Annotated in this window: 14 protein-coding genes, 1 tRNA gene and 1 riboswitch; of the genes, 6 read left to right on the top strand and 9 right to left on the bottom strand. The window is 70.0% G+C overall.

Annotated elements, in window-relative coordinates:
* Positions 1–21: 21 nt before the first annotated feature.
* The 3 genes from Pmi06nite_RS20970 to Pmi06nite_RS20960 form a co-directional block, all read right to left on the bottom strand.
* Positions 22–843 (bottom strand): alpha/beta hydrolase family protein, encoded by an 822-nt coding sequence (locus tag Pmi06nite_RS20970; RefSeq protein ID WP_239114078.1) that lies wholly within the window; start codon positions 841–843, stop codon positions 22–24.
* A 305-nt stretch (positions 844–1,148) separates the two neighbouring features.
* Complete coding sequence (locus Pmi06nite_RS20965; protein ID WP_203954743.1) at positions 1,149–3,884, bottom strand: helix-turn-helix transcriptional regulator; 2,736 nt, start codon at positions 3,882–3,884, stop codon at positions 1,149–1,151.
* An 81-nt stretch (positions 3,885–3,965) separates the two neighbouring features.
* Positions 3,966–4,415 carry a MarR family winged helix-turn-helix transcriptional regulator gene (locus tag Pmi06nite_RS20960; protein ID WP_203954742.1) on the bottom strand — a complete coding sequence of 150 codons (450 nt, stop codon included), beginning with the start codon at positions 4,413–4,415 and terminating at the stop codon, positions 3,966–3,968.
* A gap of 63 nt (positions 4,416–4,478) precedes the next feature.
* On the opposite strand from Pmi06nite_RS20960, the gene Pmi06nite_RS20955 reads away from it, so the two are divergent.
* Positions 4,479–5,303 carry an alpha/beta fold hydrolase gene (locus Pmi06nite_RS20955; RefSeq protein ID WP_203954741.1) on the top strand — a complete coding sequence of 275 codons (825 nt, stop codon included), beginning with the start codon at positions 4,479–4,481 and terminating at the stop codon, positions 5,301–5,303.
* A 22-nt stretch (positions 5,304–5,325) separates the two neighbouring features.
* Here the strand turns inward: Pmi06nite_RS20955 and Pmi06nite_RS20950 are convergent, their stop codons facing one another.
* Positions 5,326–6,030, bottom strand: coding sequence for a GntR family transcriptional regulator (locus Pmi06nite_RS20950; protein WP_203954740.1), 705 nt, complete (start codon positions 6,028–6,030; stop codon positions 5,326–5,328).
* A gap of 134 nt (positions 6,031–6,164) precedes the next feature.
* On the opposite strand from Pmi06nite_RS20950, the gene Pmi06nite_RS20945 reads away from it, so the two are divergent.
* From Pmi06nite_RS20945 to Pmi06nite_RS20935, 3 genes are read left to right on the top strand one after another with little or no spacing between them, the layout of a single operon-like run.
* Complete coding sequence (locus Pmi06nite_RS20945; RefSeq protein ID WP_203954739.1) at positions 6,165–6,965, top strand: N-acyl homoserine lactonase family protein; 801 nt, start codon at positions 6,165–6,167, stop codon at positions 6,963–6,965.
* Between the two features lie 12 nt (positions 6,966–6,977).
* The gene (locus tag Pmi06nite_RS20940; protein WP_203954738.1) at positions 6,978–8,264 is read left to right on the top strand and encodes a hydroxyacid-oxoacid transhydrogenase; all 1,287 of its coding nucleotides are present in this window, start codon (positions 6,978–6,980) and stop codon (positions 8,262–8,264) included.
* Between the two features lie 10 nt (positions 8,265–8,274).
* Positions 8,275–8,682, top strand: coding sequence for an FmdB family zinc ribbon protein (locus Pmi06nite_RS20935; RefSeq protein WP_203954737.1), 408 nt, complete (start codon positions 8,275–8,277; stop codon positions 8,680–8,682).
* Between the two features lie 160 nt (positions 8,683–8,842).
* Here Pmi06nite_RS20935 and Pmi06nite_RS20930 read toward each other — a convergent pair whose 3' ends face one another.
* The 3 genes from Pmi06nite_RS20930 to Pmi06nite_RS20920 all read right to left on the bottom strand — a co-directional run bounded on the left by Pmi06nite_RS20930 (position 8,843) and on the right by Pmi06nite_RS20920 (position 13,530).
* Positions 8,843–9,883 carry a ribonucleotide-diphosphate reductase subunit beta gene (locus Pmi06nite_RS20930; protein WP_239114069.1) on the bottom strand — a complete coding sequence of 347 codons (1,041 nt, stop codon included), beginning with the start codon at positions 9,881–9,883 and terminating at the stop codon, positions 8,843–8,845.
* Positions 9,880–12,198, bottom strand: a complete 2,319-nt coding sequence (locus Pmi06nite_RS20925; RefSeq protein WP_203954736.1) for a ribonucleoside-diphosphate reductase subunit alpha — start codon at positions 12,196–12,198, stop codon at positions 9,880–9,882. Before Pmi06nite_RS20925 ends, Pmi06nite_RS20930 begins: the two co-directional genes overlap by 4 nt.
* A 195-nt stretch (positions 12,199–12,393) precedes the next feature.
* Positions 12,394–12,661, bottom strand: a riboswitch (cobalamin riboswitch).
* A gap of 143 nt (positions 12,662–12,804) precedes the next feature.
* Complete coding sequence (locus Pmi06nite_RS20920; RefSeq protein ID WP_203954735.1) at positions 12,805–13,530, bottom strand: DsbA family protein; 726 nt, start codon at positions 13,528–13,530, stop codon at positions 12,805–12,807.
* Between the two features lie 425 nt (positions 13,531–13,955).
* On the opposite strand from Pmi06nite_RS20920, the gene Pmi06nite_RS20915 reads away from it, so the two are divergent.
* On the top strand, positions 13,956–14,918 hold the full coding sequence (locus Pmi06nite_RS20915; RefSeq protein ID WP_203954734.1) for a hypothetical protein: 963 nt from the start codon (positions 13,956–13,958) through the stop codon (positions 14,916–14,918).
* A 94-nt stretch (positions 14,919–15,012) separates the two neighbouring features.
* Here the strand turns inward: Pmi06nite_RS20915 and Pmi06nite_RS20910 are convergent.
* Positions 15,013–15,089, bottom strand: a tRNA-Pro gene (locus Pmi06nite_RS20910).
* A 62-nt stretch (positions 15,090–15,151) separates the two neighbouring features.
* On the bottom strand, positions 15,152–16,063 hold the full coding sequence (locus tag Pmi06nite_RS20905; RefSeq protein ID WP_239114077.1) for a metallophosphoesterase: 912 nt from the start codon (positions 16,061–16,063) through the stop codon (positions 15,152–15,154).
* 72 nt (positions 16,064–16,135) lie between these two features.
* Here Pmi06nite_RS20905 and Pmi06nite_RS20900 point away from each other — a divergent pair, with 72 nt between their 5' ends.
* The gene (locus tag Pmi06nite_RS20900) at positions 16,136–16,591 is read left to right on the top strand and encodes a GatB/YqeY domain-containing protein (RefSeq protein WP_203954732.1); all 456 of its coding nucleotides are present in this window, start codon (positions 16,136–16,138) and stop codon (positions 16,589–16,591) included.
* The last annotated feature ends 70 nt before the right edge of the window (positions 16,592–16,661 follow it).

Raw genomic sequence — 16,661 nt, 5'->3', positions numbered from 1 at the left:
GGTGCCGGTCGCGGAGGATCTCTAGGCGTGGGGGCAGGTGTCGCGGTACTCCTGGATCGCGGTGCTCCTCGGCGCCGGGCAGAGGAACTGGTCATAGCGGGTGTCGTTGTCGATGAAGCGCTTCATCCACGAGATCATGTACTTGGCCATCGTGGTGTTCGACGTCTGCGGGAAGAAGTGCGAGGCGTTGTTGAGCTCCATGTACGCCTTCTCCGACGACGCCGGGATGCTGTTGTAGAACGGCTCCGAGTGCGAGGACACCGGGGCGACGCTGTCGGACTCGCCGCCGATGATCATCGTCGGTACGCGGATCCCCGACCAGCTCTTGGTCAGGTTCCACGGCGCGAGCGGAATGGCCGCCTGCAGTGACGGCCGGGAGTTCGCGGCCTCGAGCGTGCCGCCGCCGCCCATCGAGTGGCCCGCCACGGCGAGCCTGCTCGAGTCGATCCTGCTGCGCACCGAGCTGGACTGGACGAGGTAGTCGAGCGCGGCCAGCAGTTGCCGCCCACGGCTGTCCGGCTGGTCGAAGACGGAGTTGGTCTCGATGCCGATGACCACGAAGCCCTGGGAGGCGAGGCGGGGGCCGAGCCAGCTGAGGCTCGACCAGGACGCGGTGTAGCCCGGGGAGATCGCGATCGCCCCGAAGGTTCCCTGGCTGGTGTCGGTCGGGTAGTAGATGATGCCGCCGCCGAACCCGGAGACGAGTGAGGAGACCGACGTCTGCGCGGTCGCGAACGGACCGCGCGTGGCCTCGATGCTCGCGTTGGTGGGAGCGGGGCCGCGCTCGTACGGATTGGCCGCGGCCTGGGCGGGGGCGCCGAAGGCGGCTCCGCCCGCGACCATGGCGAGCGCCAGGCCGACGGCGGCGACCAGCCGGGCGGCGCGGGAGCGCCGAGCCGGGGAGGGGGTGACGGGATGGACGGAACGGGAGGGGATCATCCGTGGCTGCACGTCGCTTGTGCTCCCTGCGGTAGATGGGGAGCCACGCAGGCGGCCGTCCGGTTCCGTGGAGTGGACGGCTCGCGCCGGGTGGGGGTTCCCGATGACTGCTGACCGTCGCAATTGTTCGGCCGCCGTGTCACCCGGGCATCGGCGAAATCACGTGCCTCGTCACGACACGGTGAGATGACCCGGTGTGGCGGCACCGGTCATGACAGCAGCCGGACCAGTTCGACGCGGGAGCGGATGCCGAGCTTGGCGAAGATGTTCCTGAGGTGATGTTCGACGGTGCGCGGGCTGAGATAGAGGCGGGCCGCGACCTCGCGGTTGGTCGCACCCTCCGCCACGAGCCGGGCGATCTGGAGTTGCTGGGCCGTCAGCTGGTCGGTCTTCTGCGCGAGGGCGGGCCGGACGGTCTGGCCCGCCGCGCGCAACTCGCCCTCCGCCTGTTCGGCCCACTGGCGGGCGCCGAGCCGTTCGAACGTCTCGAGCGCGTCGTGCAGGTGCTTCCTGGCGGCGGTCGGCCGCCGGCTCCTGCGCAGGGTGCCGCCGAACAGCAGGCGCGTGCGGGCGGTCTCGAACTCGCAGGAGCCCTGCTGGTGCAGGTCCAGGGCGTCGTGGAAGAGCCGCTCCGCCTCGCCGGGGCCGGCGAGGAGAGCGTGACAGCGCATCGCCAGGGCGAGCCGGTCGGGGCTGCGTGTGCTGTCCGCCCAGCGGTCGAGCACCCGTAGAGCCGCCCTGGCCTGTTCCCGGTCACCCGTACGCGCCGCCGCCTCGATGAAGGTGGGGGTCGCCATGACCCGCACGACGACGTGGTTGTTCCTGCGTTCGGCCCCCAGGCGGGCGGCGGCGTCGGCCACGCGGCCCGCGGCGAGGTCGAGGTGGGCCAGGGCCCAGTTGCCCAGGGCGGCGGCGACGCCGAGCCCGTGGGCGTCGGCGAGCTCGAAGGCCGCCTGGGCCCGGATCCTGCAGGTCTCCTCGTCACCCTGGACGGCCGCGGTGAGGGCGAGCCACGCCAGGTGGTGGCCGGCGGCGTTCAGCCGTCCGGTCTCCTGGGCCAGGCGGAGCCCCTCCATGGCGTTGGCGGCGACGGAGTCGTAGCGGCCCATCCAGATCTCGGCCTGGATGACCGACTCCAGCAGGTGCGGCAGCGCCGAGTCGTTCCCCCGGTTGCGCGCGACCTCCACGGCTCTCGTGGCGAGCATGTGGGCGTGCCCGTCCTCGCCGAGCAGGAGGCTCGCGACGCCCGCCCAGACCGGCATCGCCGGATTCCGCACGGTGGAGGCGAGCCGCAACACCCGGCGCAGTGGTCCGGCGGCCTCGGTGTGCCGTCCCTTGAAGGTCGCCGCCAGGCCGGCCAGATACTCGAACATGAGCTGCGTGGCCGGCGAGTCGTCGGAACGGCGCACGGCGGCGGCCTGGCGGGCGATGGCGATGAACCGCTGGTTGTCCCCGGCGAAGTAGCTCGCCTCGGCGGCGCGCACGAGCGCGCGGATGCCCAGCGCGCGGTCGCGGTCGAGGAGCCATCCGGCCGCGGCCAGGAACTTGTCGTGGGCGCTCGCGGTCTCTCCCGCGAGCAACTCCAGGCTGCCGTGGAGCAGCTCCGCCCGGCCCCGCGTCTCCTCGCTGATCGTCAGCGAGCGCAGCCGGGCGAGCAGCGACCTGGCGTGCTGGGGCAGGCCCGCGATCGACGCGTGACGGGCGGCCGAGGCCAGCCGTGCCGACCTGACGTCACCGTGCTCGGTCAGCTCGGCGGCGCGTTCGAACGCGAGGAACGGCTCGGGATGGCCGTCCTGGCGGCGGGCCGCCTCGGCCGCGGCGGCGAGTTCGTCGCCCAGCTCCTCCGCAGGGCCGTCGAGCGCCGCCGCACGGTGCCAGGCGCGGCGCAGGCGCTGGTGGCCGGGGTCGAGGAGGTTCGCCAGCACGCGGTGCGCCGCACGCCTGCGGGCGGCCGAGGCTCCGTCGTAGACCACCGCGCGCATGGCGGGCTCGCTGAAGACGTAGCGGTCGTCGACCGCCTGGACGATGTTCGCGCTCTCCGCCGGTTCGAGGCCGACGAGGGGGCATCTCGGACCGGTGGCGCGAAGCAGTGTCGCCGTGTCCAGGTCCGGATCGGCCGCCATGAGGAGCAGGAGGTCACGGGTGTCGGAGGGCAGGCCCGCCAGCCTGCCGGCGTGGGCACGCCACAACCGCCCGGCGGGAGGCAACGATCCCGGCGGCGCGGCCGTGCCCGCCAGTTGTTCTGGTGTGAGCGAGCCGACGAGCTCACTGAGGGCGAGCGGGTTGCCCCGGGCGATCCGTTCCAGCGATGCCCGCAGGTCGTCGCCGAGCCGTACGGGTGCGAGCTCGTCGGCCAGTTCCCGGATCGCGGTCCCGTCGAGAGGGGCCAGCACACGGGAAGGGACGCCGCCCGGGCCGCAGTACCGGTCGTCCGCGGTGAAGACCAGCGCGACGCGTTCCCCGGACACGCGGCGGGCGGCGAAGAAGAGCACGTCGCGGCTGGCCGCGTCGAGATGGTGCACGTCGTCGACGCAGACGAGCACCGGTCTTCCGGCCGCGACGGCAGAGAGCAGGTCGAGCACCGCCGCCGGCAGCGCGAGCCCGGCGTCGGCCACACCCAGCTCGATCACCCGCTGCAGGATGGCGGCGCGGACGGGTGGCAGCGCCGCGAGCGCCGCCGTGACAGGCCGCAACAGGCCGTGCAGACCGGAGAACGCGACCTGTGCCTCCGGCTCCACGCCACAGACCCTCAGCACGGTGAAGTCGTGCGCCTCCGCCGCGACGAGGTCGAGCAGCGTGGTCTTGCCCATCCCGGCCGCACCGAGCAGGAGCGTCGCCCCGCCCGATCCGGTGCGGGCCCCGGCGAGCAACCGCCTCAGCGACTCCTGCTCGTCGTGACGGCCGCGCAGCACCGGTGCCTGAACAGTCCGGGGGGCGCGAGACACGCTCCCCAGTGTTACGCGCACATGTCATCCCTAAAAGGGAAATGTCGTTCGGGTTCGTTTCTCGGATGACAACTGGTGATTTCACCGATGCGCGGGAGTGTCTCCGGGGGACAACCGCCGAGCGAGCGCCTGGAGCATGGCGACGATCTCGGCGACCTGCTCGGGATCGTCGGTCCCGGCCGCCGAGGCGATCGCCCCCTCGATCGACGAGGCGCGCACGTGCGCGAGCCGGGCGGAGACCTCCGGCGCGTGCCGGATCAGGACGCGGCGGCGGTCTCGCGGATCCGTCTCCGTCACGATGGAGCCCGCCTCCTTGAGCCTGGCGACGGCCCCCGACACGGCGCTCTGCGGAAGGCCGGTGCGGGCGGCGATCTCGCCGACCGACGTCTCCGGATGCTCACGCAGGTCGGTCACCACCACCAGGACGGTTCGGACGCCGGTGGTCTGCGGGCCGATGCCCTCCGCCGGCATGGCCTCCTCGCCGATCTTCATCAGGGTCCGTCCGAGGAGGAAGAGCTCGACACCGTTCATGCGTTCATGATACATCTAAATAGATGCATCAAGAGTGATGCATCTGATCGGAAGGAATTGCTCATGAACACCGCAGAAATGGTGCGCGTGCCCGGTGCGAAGCTCTACTACGAGGTCCGTGGCAGCGGGCCGGTGCTGCTCATCTCGCAGAGCGGCGAGGGGGACGCGGGGCGCAGCCGCGACCTGGTCGACCATCTGGTGGCGGACTACACGGTGGTGACCTACGACCGCCGCGGCCTGTCCCGCAGCACTCTCGACGACCCCGCCGCGGGCGCCACCGTGGCGGAGCACGCCGACGATGTACGGCGCCTGCTGGCTGAGGTGACCGACGAGCCCGCCTCCATGCTCGGCTGCAGCTTCGGGGCCGTCCTCGGCCTTCACGTCGCGATCGGACATCCTGGGCTGTTGCACACCCTGATCGCCCATGAGCCGGTCGCCCCCCGGCTGCTGCCCGGTGAACTGCGGGTGCGGCAGGAGCAGGAGCTCCTCGAGCTGCGGGACCTCTACCGGCGGGAGGGGTTGGCGGCGACGTTCGCCGAGGTCGCGCGCATCCTCGGCATCGATCCTGTCGCCCAGGAGACCGAGCCGGGCGTCACCCGGTTTCCGATGGACGACCGCAGGAAGGCGAACTTCGCGTTCTTCGTCGAGAACGACTTCGCCGCCGTCGCCCGGGACACGCTGGAGGTCGCCGCGCTGGCGGGCTCGCCGATCCGGATCATCCCGGCGGTCGGCCGGGCCACGCCGCGGACGGTCTTCGACCACCGCTGCGCGGTCGAGCTCGCCGCCCTGCTCGGGGTCGAGGCCCAGGAGTTCCCCGGCGGCCACAACGGCAACCTGACCCACCCCCGGGCGTACGCGGCCAGGGTCCGCGACCTGCTGGGCGCCTAGCCGTGCTCACCGGGAGGCGGGATCACGCGCTGTGGATCAGATCGACGTCCTCGGGGGCTGCGGCGACGCCGTTCTCGGCGGCGACCTGGGCGAGCAGCAACTCGCCCATGTGGGCGATGTGGGAGCGCATGGCCCGGGCGGTGGCGTCGGCGTCGGCGGCTTCCACCGCGGCGAGGATGGGCTCGTGCTCGGCGGCGATGTCGGCGAGTGTCCTGGAGCGGTCGACGGTGGACGCCCCCAGCGTCATCGTCGCGTCACGCAGGTTGCCGACCATGCTGACGAGCTTGCGGTTGGCGCCCGCGGCGAGCAGAAGCTCGTGGAACGCGCAGTCGTGCCGCATGAAGCGGGGCTCGTCATGGTCGGCGGCGGCGGCGCGCATGGCGTCGAGCTCGCCGCGCATGGCCTCGATCAGCGCGGGCTCGGCCCGGCCCGCCGCGATGCGGGCGGCCGGCACCTCCAGCAGCAGGCGGAGGTGGAAGACCTCGGCGATCTCCCTGGGGTCGCGCCTGAGCACGCGGAAGCCGCGGCTGCGCTCGAACCGCACCATGCCGGCCTCGGCCAGCCGGAGCATCGCCTCGCGGACCGGGGTGCGTGACACGTTGAGCTGCGCGGCGAGCTGATAGACGGAGTAGAGCTCGCCGGGACGCAGCTCACCGGAGTGGATGGCCTCGCGGACGGACTCGATGACCTGCTCTGTGAGGCTGGACGCGCCGTCGACCGCTAGCACTTGGCACCTTCCGGAACTCGACCCGTGTGGGGGACCCTACCCCCGAACGCCGCCGTGCTCAATCGTTGACATGCAGCATGCTACATGCCAGATTCGGAAATCTGCTGGTAACAATGCGAAGCGGAGGAGCGGTCATGAAGGTGCATGTCCTCGACTGCGGAGCGATGAGCTGCGACCTGTCCTGGCTGCTGCTGAAGCCGGGCCGTTCCATCAGACCCAGAGCCGAGCGCGACAAGCCGGTCGAGTGGTATCCCTGCACGACGCACGCCGTCCTCGTGGAGACCGACGAGGGCACCCTCCTGTGGGACACCAGCTGCCCCCGCGACTGGGAGACCCGCTGGGTCCCCACCGGCCTCCAGGAGTTCTTCCCCTACGACCAGGTCTCCGACGAGCAGTACCTCGACGCCAACCTCGGCCGGCTCGGCGTGAGCCCCGAGAACCTCGACTACGTGGTGCTCTCGCACCTGCACTTCGACCACGCGGGCAACGTCCGGACGTTCGCGGGCACCGGGGCCCGCCTGGTCTGCAACGACAAGGAGAAGGAGTTCGCCTTCGGTTACGAGGGCGCGTTCAACGGAGCGCATCTGAAGTCCGACTACGAGGGCCTCGACTTCGAGACGGTCTCCGGCGACACCGAGATCCTTCCCGGGGTGACGCTCATCGAGGCCCCCGGGCACACCCCGGGGACCATGGCCATGCGGGTCGACCTGCCGGAGTCCGGCACCATGATCTTCACTTCGGACGCGGTCTACATGGGCGACTCCTACGGCCCTCCCGCCACCCCGGCGGCCATTGTCAACGATCTCAGCGCCTGGTACGCCTCCGTCGAGAAGATCCGCTCGATCGCGGAGAGGTCGGAGGCCGATGTGATCTTCGGCCATGACGCGGAGCAGCTCCGCGCCATGCGCACGGCTCCTGACGGCTTCTACAGCTGAGGGGAGGCGACCGTGTACGACGCTCCCAGCAACCCCGAGTCCGTATTCACCTACGGCGCCCCCGCGCTCAAGTTCGGCCCCGGCGCGTCGGCGGAGATCGGCTTCGACCTCGCCCAGTACGGCGTCCGCCGGGTCCTCGTGGTCACCGATCCCCGCGTCGCGGCCACCGGCGGGCCCCAGCGGGTCGCCGACCAGCTCGCCGGCTACGGCATGGAGGCGCACGTCTACGACGGCGCGCACGTCGAGCCGACGGACGAGAGCCTGGCCGCCGCCATCGAGAACGCCCGCGCGTCCGGCCCCTGGGACGCCTTCGTCGCCGTCGGGGGAGGGTCGAGCATCGACACGGCCAAGGCCGTCAACCTCCTCACGACCAACCCCGGCGAGCTGATGGACTACGTCAACGCGCCGGTCGGAGGCGGCCGGGCCCCGTCACAGCCGCTCAAGCCGCTGGTGGCGGTGCCCACGACCACGGGCACGGGCTCGGAGAGCACCACGATCTGCGTGCTCGACGTGCTGGAGCAGGAGGTCAAGACAGGGATCAGCCACGTACGGCTCCGCCCCGTCCTCGCGGTCGTCGACCCCGACCTCACGCTGACCCAGCCCCCAGGAGTGACCGCGGCGGCGGGGATGGACATCCTCTGCCACGCGCTGGAGAGCTACACCGCCAGGCCGTACACCTCCTTCGAGCACAAGCGCCCGGAGGAGCGGGTGCCGTACTGCGGCTCGAACCCCGTCGCCGACATGTGGTCCGAGCGTGCGCTGCGCCTGCTCGCCAGCTCCTTCCGCAGGGCCGTACGCCACGGGGACGACGCGGCGGCCCGGGGGGACATGGCGCTGGCGGCCACTTTCGCCGGCCTCGGCTTCGGCAACGCGGGTGTGCACATCCCGCACGCCAACGCCTATCCCATCGCGGGACGCGTCAAGGACTTCCACCCGGACGGCTATCCGGCCGACGAGCCGATGGTGCCGCACGGGATGGCCGTCGCGCTGACCGCCCCCGAGGCCTTCCGGTTCACCTTCGAGGCCGAGCCGGAGCGGCACCTGCGCGCCGCCGAGCTGCTCGACCCGGCGGCGGCCAAGCCCGACGACCTCGCGGAACTCCTTCCGGGGGTGCTGATTAACCTGATGCGGGACATCGGCATCCCGAACGGCATCGGCGGCGTGGGCTACACGGAGGCCGACGTGCCCGCACTCGTGGAGGGCGCGATGAAACAGCAGCGCCTGCTCGCCACCGCCCCTCTGCCGGTCGGCGAGGACGACGTGGCGGGGATCCTGACCCGATCGATCGCACTGTGGTGAGGTGACGGCAATGGCGATATACGAGCTGCGCTGTGGCGGCGGCCATCGTTTCGAGGTCATCCAGTCCTTCGCCGCCCCTCTGCCGGACTGCCCGCAATGCGGCGCGGCCACCGGCAAGGTCCCCAGCAGGTTCGGCGTCGGCGGCTCCGCCGGCACGCCTCCGCGCGCCGAGATGATGCCGCAGACCTGGCGGGGCACTTACGGCGGCGACCGCGAGTACGTCACCCACCTGCGGCGGACCGCCGAGGCCCGCCGTGACCTGGAGGAACGCCACCCCGAGCTGGTGGGGGACCGGCGCCCGATCATCGCCCACGAGGGCCGCTACGAGAACGCGCCGCTGCGCGCGGGCGACCAGACCCCCGTCCACGCTCCCCGCCACACGCACACGCACGGGAGCGCCGGGGAGGGGGGATCCTGAAGCCGGCGGAACTGGCCGCGGCGCTGCGCCGGGCCGGTGTGCGCGACGTCGACGCCACGTCGAGACGCCGCGCGGAGTACTCCTCCGACGCCTCGCTCTACCGGGTGCCTCCGGCGGTGGTGGCCTTCCCGCGCGACGCGGAGGAGGTCGCCGCGAGCCCTCAGAAATCGTCGTCGAAGCTGACCGTGCCGGTCACCCCGACCTGGTAGGCCGAGACCCGCCGTTCGAAGAAGTTCGACAACTCCTGGACGTCCTGTAGCTCCATGAAGGCGAACGGGTTCTTCGACCCGTACAGCGGCGGGATGTCGAGCTGCGCGAGCCGCCGGTCGGCCACGTGCTCCAGGTAGGCGCGCATGTCCGTCGGCGACAGGCCGGACACGCCCTGCCCGAGCAGGTCCTCGGCGAACTGGACCTCGCAGTCGACCGCCTCGGCGAGCATCTCGCTGACCTGGCGCCGCATGTCGTCGTCGAACAGGTCCGGCTCCTCGCGCCGTACGGTCTCGACCACGTCGAAGGCGAAGGCCATGTGCATCGACTCGTCGCGGAACACCCAGTTGGTACCGGAGGCGAGGCCGTTGAGCAGTCCGCGCGACCGCAGGAAGTACACGTAGGCGAAGGCGCCGTAGAAGAACAGGCCCTCGATGCAGGCCGCGAAGCAGATCAGGTTGAGCAGGAACGCCCGCCTGTCGTCACGCGTCCGCAGCTCGCGCAGGTTGAAGACCGAGTCGATCCAGCGGAAGCAGAATTCGGCCTTGCGCCGGATGGAGGGGATGTTCTCGATCGCGTCGAAGGCCGCGAAGCGCTCCCGCTCGTCGGGCACGTAGGTGTCCAGCAGGTTCAGATAGAACTGGACGTGCACGGCCTCCTCGAACAGCTGGCGCGACAGGTAGAGCCGCCCCTCCGGCGAGTTGACGTGCTGGTAGAGGTTGAGCACCAGGTTGTTGGCCACGATCGTGTCGCCGGTGGCGAAGAAGGCGACCAACCGGCTGATCAGATGCCGTTCCGCCGACGACAGCCGGGCGAGGTCCTTGAGGTCGGAGTGCAGGTCGACCTCTTCGACCGTCCAGGTGTTCTTGATCGCGTCGCGGAAGCGCTCGAAGAAGTGCGGGTAGCGCATGGGCCGCAACGTCAGGTCCATGCCGGGGTCGAGCAACATCGGGGTGTCTTTCTTCTCGTCGGGGTCGGAGTGCACGCGGGTCACTGGCAGGCCTCGCAGGACTCGGGGTTCTCCAGCGAACAGGCGACGGCCTCGTCCACGGGGATCGCGGGCCTGGCCACGGCCACCGTGGCCTGCTGGATCCGGGTCGCGGGACGCGAGCGCAGGTAGTAGGTCGTCTTCAGACCCGACTTCCACGCGTGGAGGTACATCGAGCTGAGCTTGCCGATGTTCGGCGCGCTCATGAACAGGTTGAGCGACTGGCTCTGGTCGATGTACGGCGCCCGCGCGGCGGCCAGGTCGATCAGCGCCCGCTGGGGCAGCTCCCACGCGGTGCGGAACAGCTCGCGCAGCTCGACGGGGAGCGCCTCGATGCCCTGCACCGAGCCCTCCGCCCGCTTGATCGCGTCCCTGATCTCCTGGGTCCACAGGCCGCGGGCCTTGAGCTCGCCCACGAGCGCGGTGTTGATCTGGAGGAACTCGCCGCTGAGCGTCTCGCGCTTGAACAGGTTGGAGACCTGCGGCTCGATGCACTCATAGCACCCGGCGATCGAGGCGATGGTGGCGGTCGGGGCGATCGCGATCAGCAGGGAGTTGCGCACTCCGTGGGCGGCGATCCGCTCGCGCAGCGCTCCCCAGCGTTCGGTCTGCGTCACGGTCACGCCCCACAGGTCGGGCTGCAGGTCGCCCCTGGACACCCGGGTCCGGTCGTAGGCCGGGTGGGCGCCGAACCGCTCGGCCAGATCGGCCGAGGTCTCGAGCGCGGTCAGGTAGATCTCCTCCGCGACGCGCGTCGACAACTCCTTCGCGGCGGGCGAGTCGAACGGCAGGCGCAGCGCGAAGAAGACGTCCTGCAGGCCCATGACGCCGAGCCCGACCGGGCGCCAGCGGGGGTTGCTCGCCGCCGCCTGCTCGCTCGGGTAGTAGTTGATGTCGATCACGCGGTCGAGGAACGTCACGGCGGTGCCCACCGTGGCGCGCAGCCGTTCCCAGTCCATCCCGCCGCCGGCCATGTGCGCCGCCAGGTTGATCGAGCCGAGGTTGCACACGGCCGTCTCGGTGTCGCTGGAAACCTCGATGATCTCCGTGCACAGGTTGGACAGGTGGACCACGTCGCCCGGTTCCGCGGTCTGGTTGCACAGCCGGTTCGACGCGTCCTTGAAGGTCATCCACCCGTTGCCGGTCTGGGCCAGGGTGCGCATCATCTTGCCGTACAGGTCGCGGGCCTGGACCTGGCGGACGTAGCGGCCCTGCTCCTCGGCCGTGCGGTAGACCGCGTCGAACTCCTCCCCCCACAGGTCGGGCAGTTCGGGGACCTCGTCGGGGTCGAACAGCGACCAGATCCCGTCGGCCTCGACCCGGCGCATGAACTCGTCGGGGATCCAGTTGGCCAGGTTGAGGTTGTGCGTGCGCCGGGCGTCTTCGCCCGTGTTGTCCCGCAGTTCGAGGAACTCCTCGATGTCCGGGTGCCACGGCTCCAGGTAGACGCAGGCGGCGCCCTTGCGCCTGCCACCCTGGTTGACCGCCGCGACCGACGAGTCGAGCGTGCGCAGGAAGGGGACGATGCCGTTGGACTGGCCGTTGGTGCCGCGGATCAGCGCGCCCCGGGAGCGCACCCTCGACCAGGAGATGCCGATCCCGCCGGCGAACTTCGACAGATGTGCGACCTGCGCGTACCGCTCGTAGATCGACCCGAGTTCGTCGCGCGGAGAGTCGACGAGGTAGCACGAGGACATCTGGCTGTGCCGCGTCCCGGAGTTGAACAGGGTCGGTGAGCTGGGCAGATAGGCCAGCGACGACATCAGCCGGTAGAGCTCGATCGCCTCCGCGGGATTGTGGGCCAACCCGCAGGCCACCCGGAGCAGCCAATGTTGCGGGGTCTCCACCACCAGCCGGGTGACCGGGTGCCGCAGCAGGTAGCGGTCGTACACCGTCCGAAGGCCGAAGTACTCGAACCGCAGGTCACCCCGGGGATCGACGGCGTCGTCGAGTTTGCGGGCGTTGGCCGCGACGAACTCGGCGGTCGCGTCTCCTATGAGCCCTTCCGCGTGGCCGAGCCGGATCGCCTGGCTGAAGGAGGCGACGCCCTGGCCGCGGACCTCCTTCTCGATGTATCCCGACAGCAGCCGGGCGGCCAGCCGGGAGTACTGCGGCTCCTCACCGATCATCTCGGCGGCGGTCTGGATCGACAGCCGGTCCAGCTCGTCGGTGGTCGCACCGTCGTACAACCCACTGATCGTCTTCGTCGCCACCCGCAGCGGGTCGACGTCGTTCAGGTCCCCGGCCCAGTGCTCGACCGCTCGAACGATCTTGTTGACGTCGACCGGCTCGGTGGAACCGTTGCGCTTGCGCACCCGCATCTGAACCCGGTGCGGCGTCTCGGCACCGGCAACCCCTGATGAAACACCCTCTATGACCGTCACAGCTCTCCCCTCGCGACCCTCTGACCGGTGGCCCGATCGGCGCGCAGGGTGGCATACCGGCACATACGCCCTGAAGGCGGCGCCGGAGCCGTCAGCCGTCCCGCGCGGCCTCGGACCAGCCGCGCACACGTGGTCGTGCGCGGCGCGCTGGCAGGTCTTCGGACTCATGGGCGGCACGGCGGACGCCGTGTTTCCTACTGGCTGTCGCTTCCCGGACCGTCCCCGGCCCGGGCCGGATGGATCCAGTGCATGTGACAGCGGTCGTTCCCAATCACCGCTGCGGGGCAGTTCCGGAATTGGCGAGGCTCGCGCGCCGGGCACGCGAGCACGTCCGCACCGGATTCCCTCTTGCCTCGGCCGACCCTGGATGGGCGGCCGAACCAGCTGCAGGGAACACCATATATAGGGGTCCGGAGAAAGTCACACCCAACATGTCGTGTTGGCGTGTCGTCTGGAGGGTGTCATTCGGTCGTGTACGGTGGGGTCCCGCCTCCGTGCGGGCACGTGCCGAGCCGTACGGCACGGCGGGACCCCACCGCCCGGCTACTTGGTCGCCGTCTGGAGGACGTCGCGAAGGCCGGAGGAGGTCAGCGCGTCGTTGTCGTCGACCTTCTTGCCGTCGAGCAGGAGCGTGGGAGTGCCCTGGATCGACGCCAGCGCCGTCTGCGTCAACTGCTGGACCTGAGGGGCGTAGCGCTGGGACTCCATGCAGGACAGCACGGCCGGGTCGGTGATCTTCGCGTCCGCGGCGAACTTCTTGAGGTCGTCGATCGTCAGGGCGACCTTCTCGTCGGGCTGCTTGGCGAACAGGACGTCATGGAAGGCCAACCAGGAGTTGTTCGGCACGCACTGTGCGGCCGCGGCCGCCCGAAGGGAGCCCTGCGGGTTGACGAAGGCGATCGGGTGATAGACCACCTTGATCTTGCCTTCGGCGGCGTACTGCTTGATCAGGCCGCCGTTGATGTGCTCGAACTCCTTGCAGATCGGGCACTGGAAGTCCTCGTAGATGTCCAGCACGGGCTTGGTCGCCGCGGGCTGGGCCATGGTGACCGTGCCGGCCTCCTGGACCGTGATCGGAGCGACCGCGCCCGAGAAGGACGTCGGCTTCGTCCTGTTCGCCTGTACGAGGACGCCGGCCACGATGGCGGCGATCACGACCACCGCGATGGACGTGATCACGATGATCCGCCGGCGCTTCTCCTTCTGGGCCTGCCGGATTCGCTCTTCGCGGACCCGCTCACGGGCCGACTGCCGAGCCGCCTTGCTCATGATGCTCCAAATCCTCTAAACCACAGTTTCGACGCTATTGCCGCGATATATGGCCGTATGGCCTGTTTGTTGAGATTTAGGCGGTCCATGGACAACCGCGTCCGATAGGCGGGAAGGGGCGACCACCGGTCCGGCGCAGGGCAGCCCGAAATGGCCCGGCGCGTACGGCCGGGCGGGGCGAACCAGGTCCATCCACGGGGCGTATGTCCTCCACCGCAGCTCAAAGGGCACGTAGTGGGAGCCTATAGCGGGAGGTCTTCGGTCAGAGTAAGGGTGACCGTTTGTCCCGATCACACCCTGTGGACGGCTACCGCTTCGGGGGCGTCCGAAGGCGCTCGGCCGACTGCTTCGGGCCTGCGTTCAGGTCTGCTCAGAAATGCGGCTTTTGGTGCGTGCCGCGGAGGGAGGCGATCTAGGGTCGGGACATGACTGCTCCCTTGGTTTTCGGGGTCTTCCCGCTGGGGATGGCGGGTGGGCCGGACGGGCTCGCCGTGGGACCGCCGGACGACTTCGAGGCGATCGGACGCGCGCTCGGCGAACTGCAGGGGGATGGCGACGCCCTCCTGCCGCGGATGTACGTGGTCTGGTCCGGGCCCGAGTCGACCGCCGAGGTGAGTGCGCAGGTGGCTCAGCTCGCCGGAATCGGTGTGCCGTTGGACTTGGTGCTGTGTTACCGGGATCCCGGTGGCGACGTGGCGGCGTGGGCTTCGTTCGTGTCGCAGGTGGTGACCCGGCACGGTCGGGAGTTGGCCGCGCTCCAGGTCACCGGTGAGCCGAACCTGACCTGGGCCGGAGCCGCCGCGGACGGGGCCTTCCCCGGCGCGCTGGACGCCCTGGTGCGAGGGGTGCTGGCCGGCGCGGCAGCCAAGCGAGAGGTGGGGGCGACCGCGGAGATCGGGTTCGCGGTGGTCCCGGACATCGATCCGGCGGCCAGCGGTTTCTGGGCCGGGGTCCGCGATTCGGGAGGCGCGGAGTTCGCGGCGGCGGTCGACTACGCGGGCATCGACATCTACCCGGACGTGTTCGGTCCGAGGCTGAGCGCGGACGAACTGCCGATCATCGTTGAACAGTTGTTGCGCGACTTTCGGGAACGAGACCTGGCGACGGCGGGCATCCCGACCTCAGTGCCGATCAGGATCTGCGAGAACGGCTGGCCGACCGGCCCGGATCGGCCGGAGGAGCAGCAGGCTGCCGTCCTGGAGAGCATCATCCGCACCGTGCACGCTCTGCGCGCAGATCTCAACATCACGCACTGGGAGCTGTTCACCCTCCGCGACGCCGACAGCTCCAAGGACGACAAGTTTCATCGGTTCGGCGTCCTGCGTGACGATTACTCCCCCAAACCCGCGTTCCACACCCTGCGCCGGCTGATCGCCGAGCTCGGCTGAACATCTCCGGGTCGATCACGGTTTCAGAACGCCGCCCAGGAGATGCGGAAGGCCGGTTCCGATGATCGGAACCGGCCTCTCAGCTGGTACTTCTTGGTCGGGGTGACAGGATTTGAACCTGCGGCCTCTTCGTCCCGAACGAAGCGCGCTACCAAGCTGCGCTACACCCCGACGCGCAGGTCGTCTTGCCCTGCGACTCGGCAAGTCTAGCGGACTTTGTGCGTGCTTGTGCGTCAGCGTGCCGGTCGGCGGGGCACCAAGGTCAACAATGTGGCCTCGGGCGGGCAGGCGAACCTGACCGGGGCGTACGGCGAGGTCCCGAGACCCGCCGACACGTGGAGCCAGGAGCTTTCGTGCCTGCTCAGCCCCTTCACGCGCGCCCGGTCGATCCCGCAGTTGGTCACGAGGGCGCCATAGAACGGGATGCACAGCTGCCCCCCGTGCGTGTGGCCCGCGAGCAGCAACTGATACCCGTCCGCCGCGAAGCGGGACATGTTCCGGGGCTCAGGAGAGTGCATGACGCCCAGACGGAGATCGGCGTCGGCGGGCGTAGGCCCGGCGATCTCGTCGTACCGGTCCCTGTCGATGTGAGAGTCGTGGATGCCGCCCACGTGGACGTCCAGGTCCGCGACCTTCAACCGCGCCGTGGCGTTGTTCATGTCAACCCAGCCCGCCGCGGTCATGGCGGCCCCCAGTTCCTCCCAGGGGAGGTTCGGGATGTGCTGTCGAGAGTCGTTCTTGGACGTACGCCACAGGTATCGGGCCGGGTTCTTCGGCCTCGGGGCGTAGAGGTCGTTGGAGCCGTAGACGAACAGGCCCGGCCGGTCCAGCAGCGGCTCCACGGCCCGCATGTACGGCCCGATCGAGTCGGGGTGAGCCAGCGTGTCACCCGTGTTGACCACCAGGTCGGGCTCCAGGGAGGCCAGCGAGCGCACCCAGTTGATGAGCCTGGAACGGCCAGGGGTGAGGTGAAGATCAGAAATCTGGAGAATCCTGATCGGGCGCTGCCCGGGAGCGAGCACGGGCACGTCGAACCGGCGAAGGCGGAACCAGTTCCGCTCCACGACGGACGCGTAGCCGAGACCGGCCACACCGAGACCGAGGATGGACAAGGGAATCGCGGTGGCTTTCCTCACACAGCCCATCATGCCCGACCGCTGTCCCCCCTCAGACATAACCTGGCGAGAAGCGGGCCGCTGACACGGCAAGATGGATCCATGAGTGCGTTGAAGGACAAGTTGAAGGCCGATCTCACGACCTCGATGAAGGCTCGTGACGAGGTGCGGCTCCGGACGATCCGGATGGCGCTGGCCGCCATCGGCGTCGAGGAGGTCGCGGGCAAGACGGCGCGGGAGCTCTCGGACGACGAGATCGTCAAGGTCCTCACCCGCGAGGCGAAGAAGCGCAGGGAGGCCTCGGAGGCCTTCGCCAACGCCGGCCGCGCCGAGCAGGCGCAGGCGGAGCTCGACGAGCAGGCCATCCTCGACGAGTACCTTCCCGCCCAGCTGTCCGACGCTGAGCTCGGCGCACTCGTCGACGAGGCGATCGCGGAGAGCGGCGCGGCCGGCCCCAAGGCGATGGGGCAGGTCATGAAGGTCCTCAACCCCAAGGTCGCCGGCCGGGCCGAGGGCGGCCGCGTCGCCCAGGCCGTACGTGCCCGCCTCAGCGACTGAGGCCGCCGGCCCGCAGGGGGAGAGAACCCGTCCCCCTCATGCCAGGCAGAACAAAGCCCTCCCCGCCGGT

It is taken from the genome of Planotetraspora mira (assembly GCF_016863275.1).
In the GTDB taxonomy this organism is placed as follows: Bacteria; Actinomycetota; Actinomycetes; order Streptosporangiales; family Streptosporangiaceae; genus Planotetraspora; species Planotetraspora mira.
The sequence above is the reverse complement of the archived record's forward strand: the minus strand, read 5'-3'. Positions and strand labels throughout refer to the sequence as shown.

Coding starts and splice junctions, on each gene's coding strand:
- Pmi06nite_RS20955 (WP_203954741.1), top strand. CDS start 4,479: ATGAACACCGCAGAAATGGTGCGCGTGCCCGGTGCGAAGCTCTACTAC.
- Pmi06nite_RS20935 (WP_203954737.1), top strand. CDS start 8,275: ATGGCGATATACGAGCTGCGCTGTGGCGGCGGCCATCGTTTCGAGGTC.
- Pmi06nite_RS20900 (WP_203954732.1), top strand. CDS start 16,136: ATGAGTGCGTTGAAGGACAAGTTGAAGGCCGATCTCACGACCTCGATG.
- Pmi06nite_RS20970 (WP_239114078.1), bottom strand. CDS start 843: ATGGTCGCGGGCGGAGCCGCCTTCGGCGCCCCCGCCCAGGCCGCGGCC.
- Pmi06nite_RS20925 (WP_203954736.1), bottom strand. CDS start 12,198: ATGCGGGTGCGCAAGCGCAACGGTTCCACCGAGCCGGTCGACGTCAAC.
- Pmi06nite_RS20915 (WP_203954734.1), top strand. CDS start 13,956: ATGACTGCTCCCTTGGTTTTCGGGGTCTTCCCGCTGGGGATGGCGGGT.
- Pmi06nite_RS20960 (WP_203954742.1), bottom strand. CDS start 4,415: ATGAACGGTGTCGAGCTCTTCCTCCTCGGACGGACCCTGATGAAGATC.
- Pmi06nite_RS20945 (WP_203954739.1), top strand. CDS start 6,165: ATGAAGGTGCATGTCCTCGACTGCGGAGCGATGAGCTGCGACCTGTCC.
- Pmi06nite_RS20905 (WP_239114077.1), bottom strand. CDS start 16,063: ATGGGCTGTGTGAGGAAAGCCACCGCGATTCCCTTGTCCATCCTCGGT.
- Pmi06nite_RS20920 (WP_203954735.1), bottom strand. CDS start 13,530: ATGAGCAAGGCGGCTCGGCAGTCGGCCCGTGAGCGGGTCCGCGAAGAG.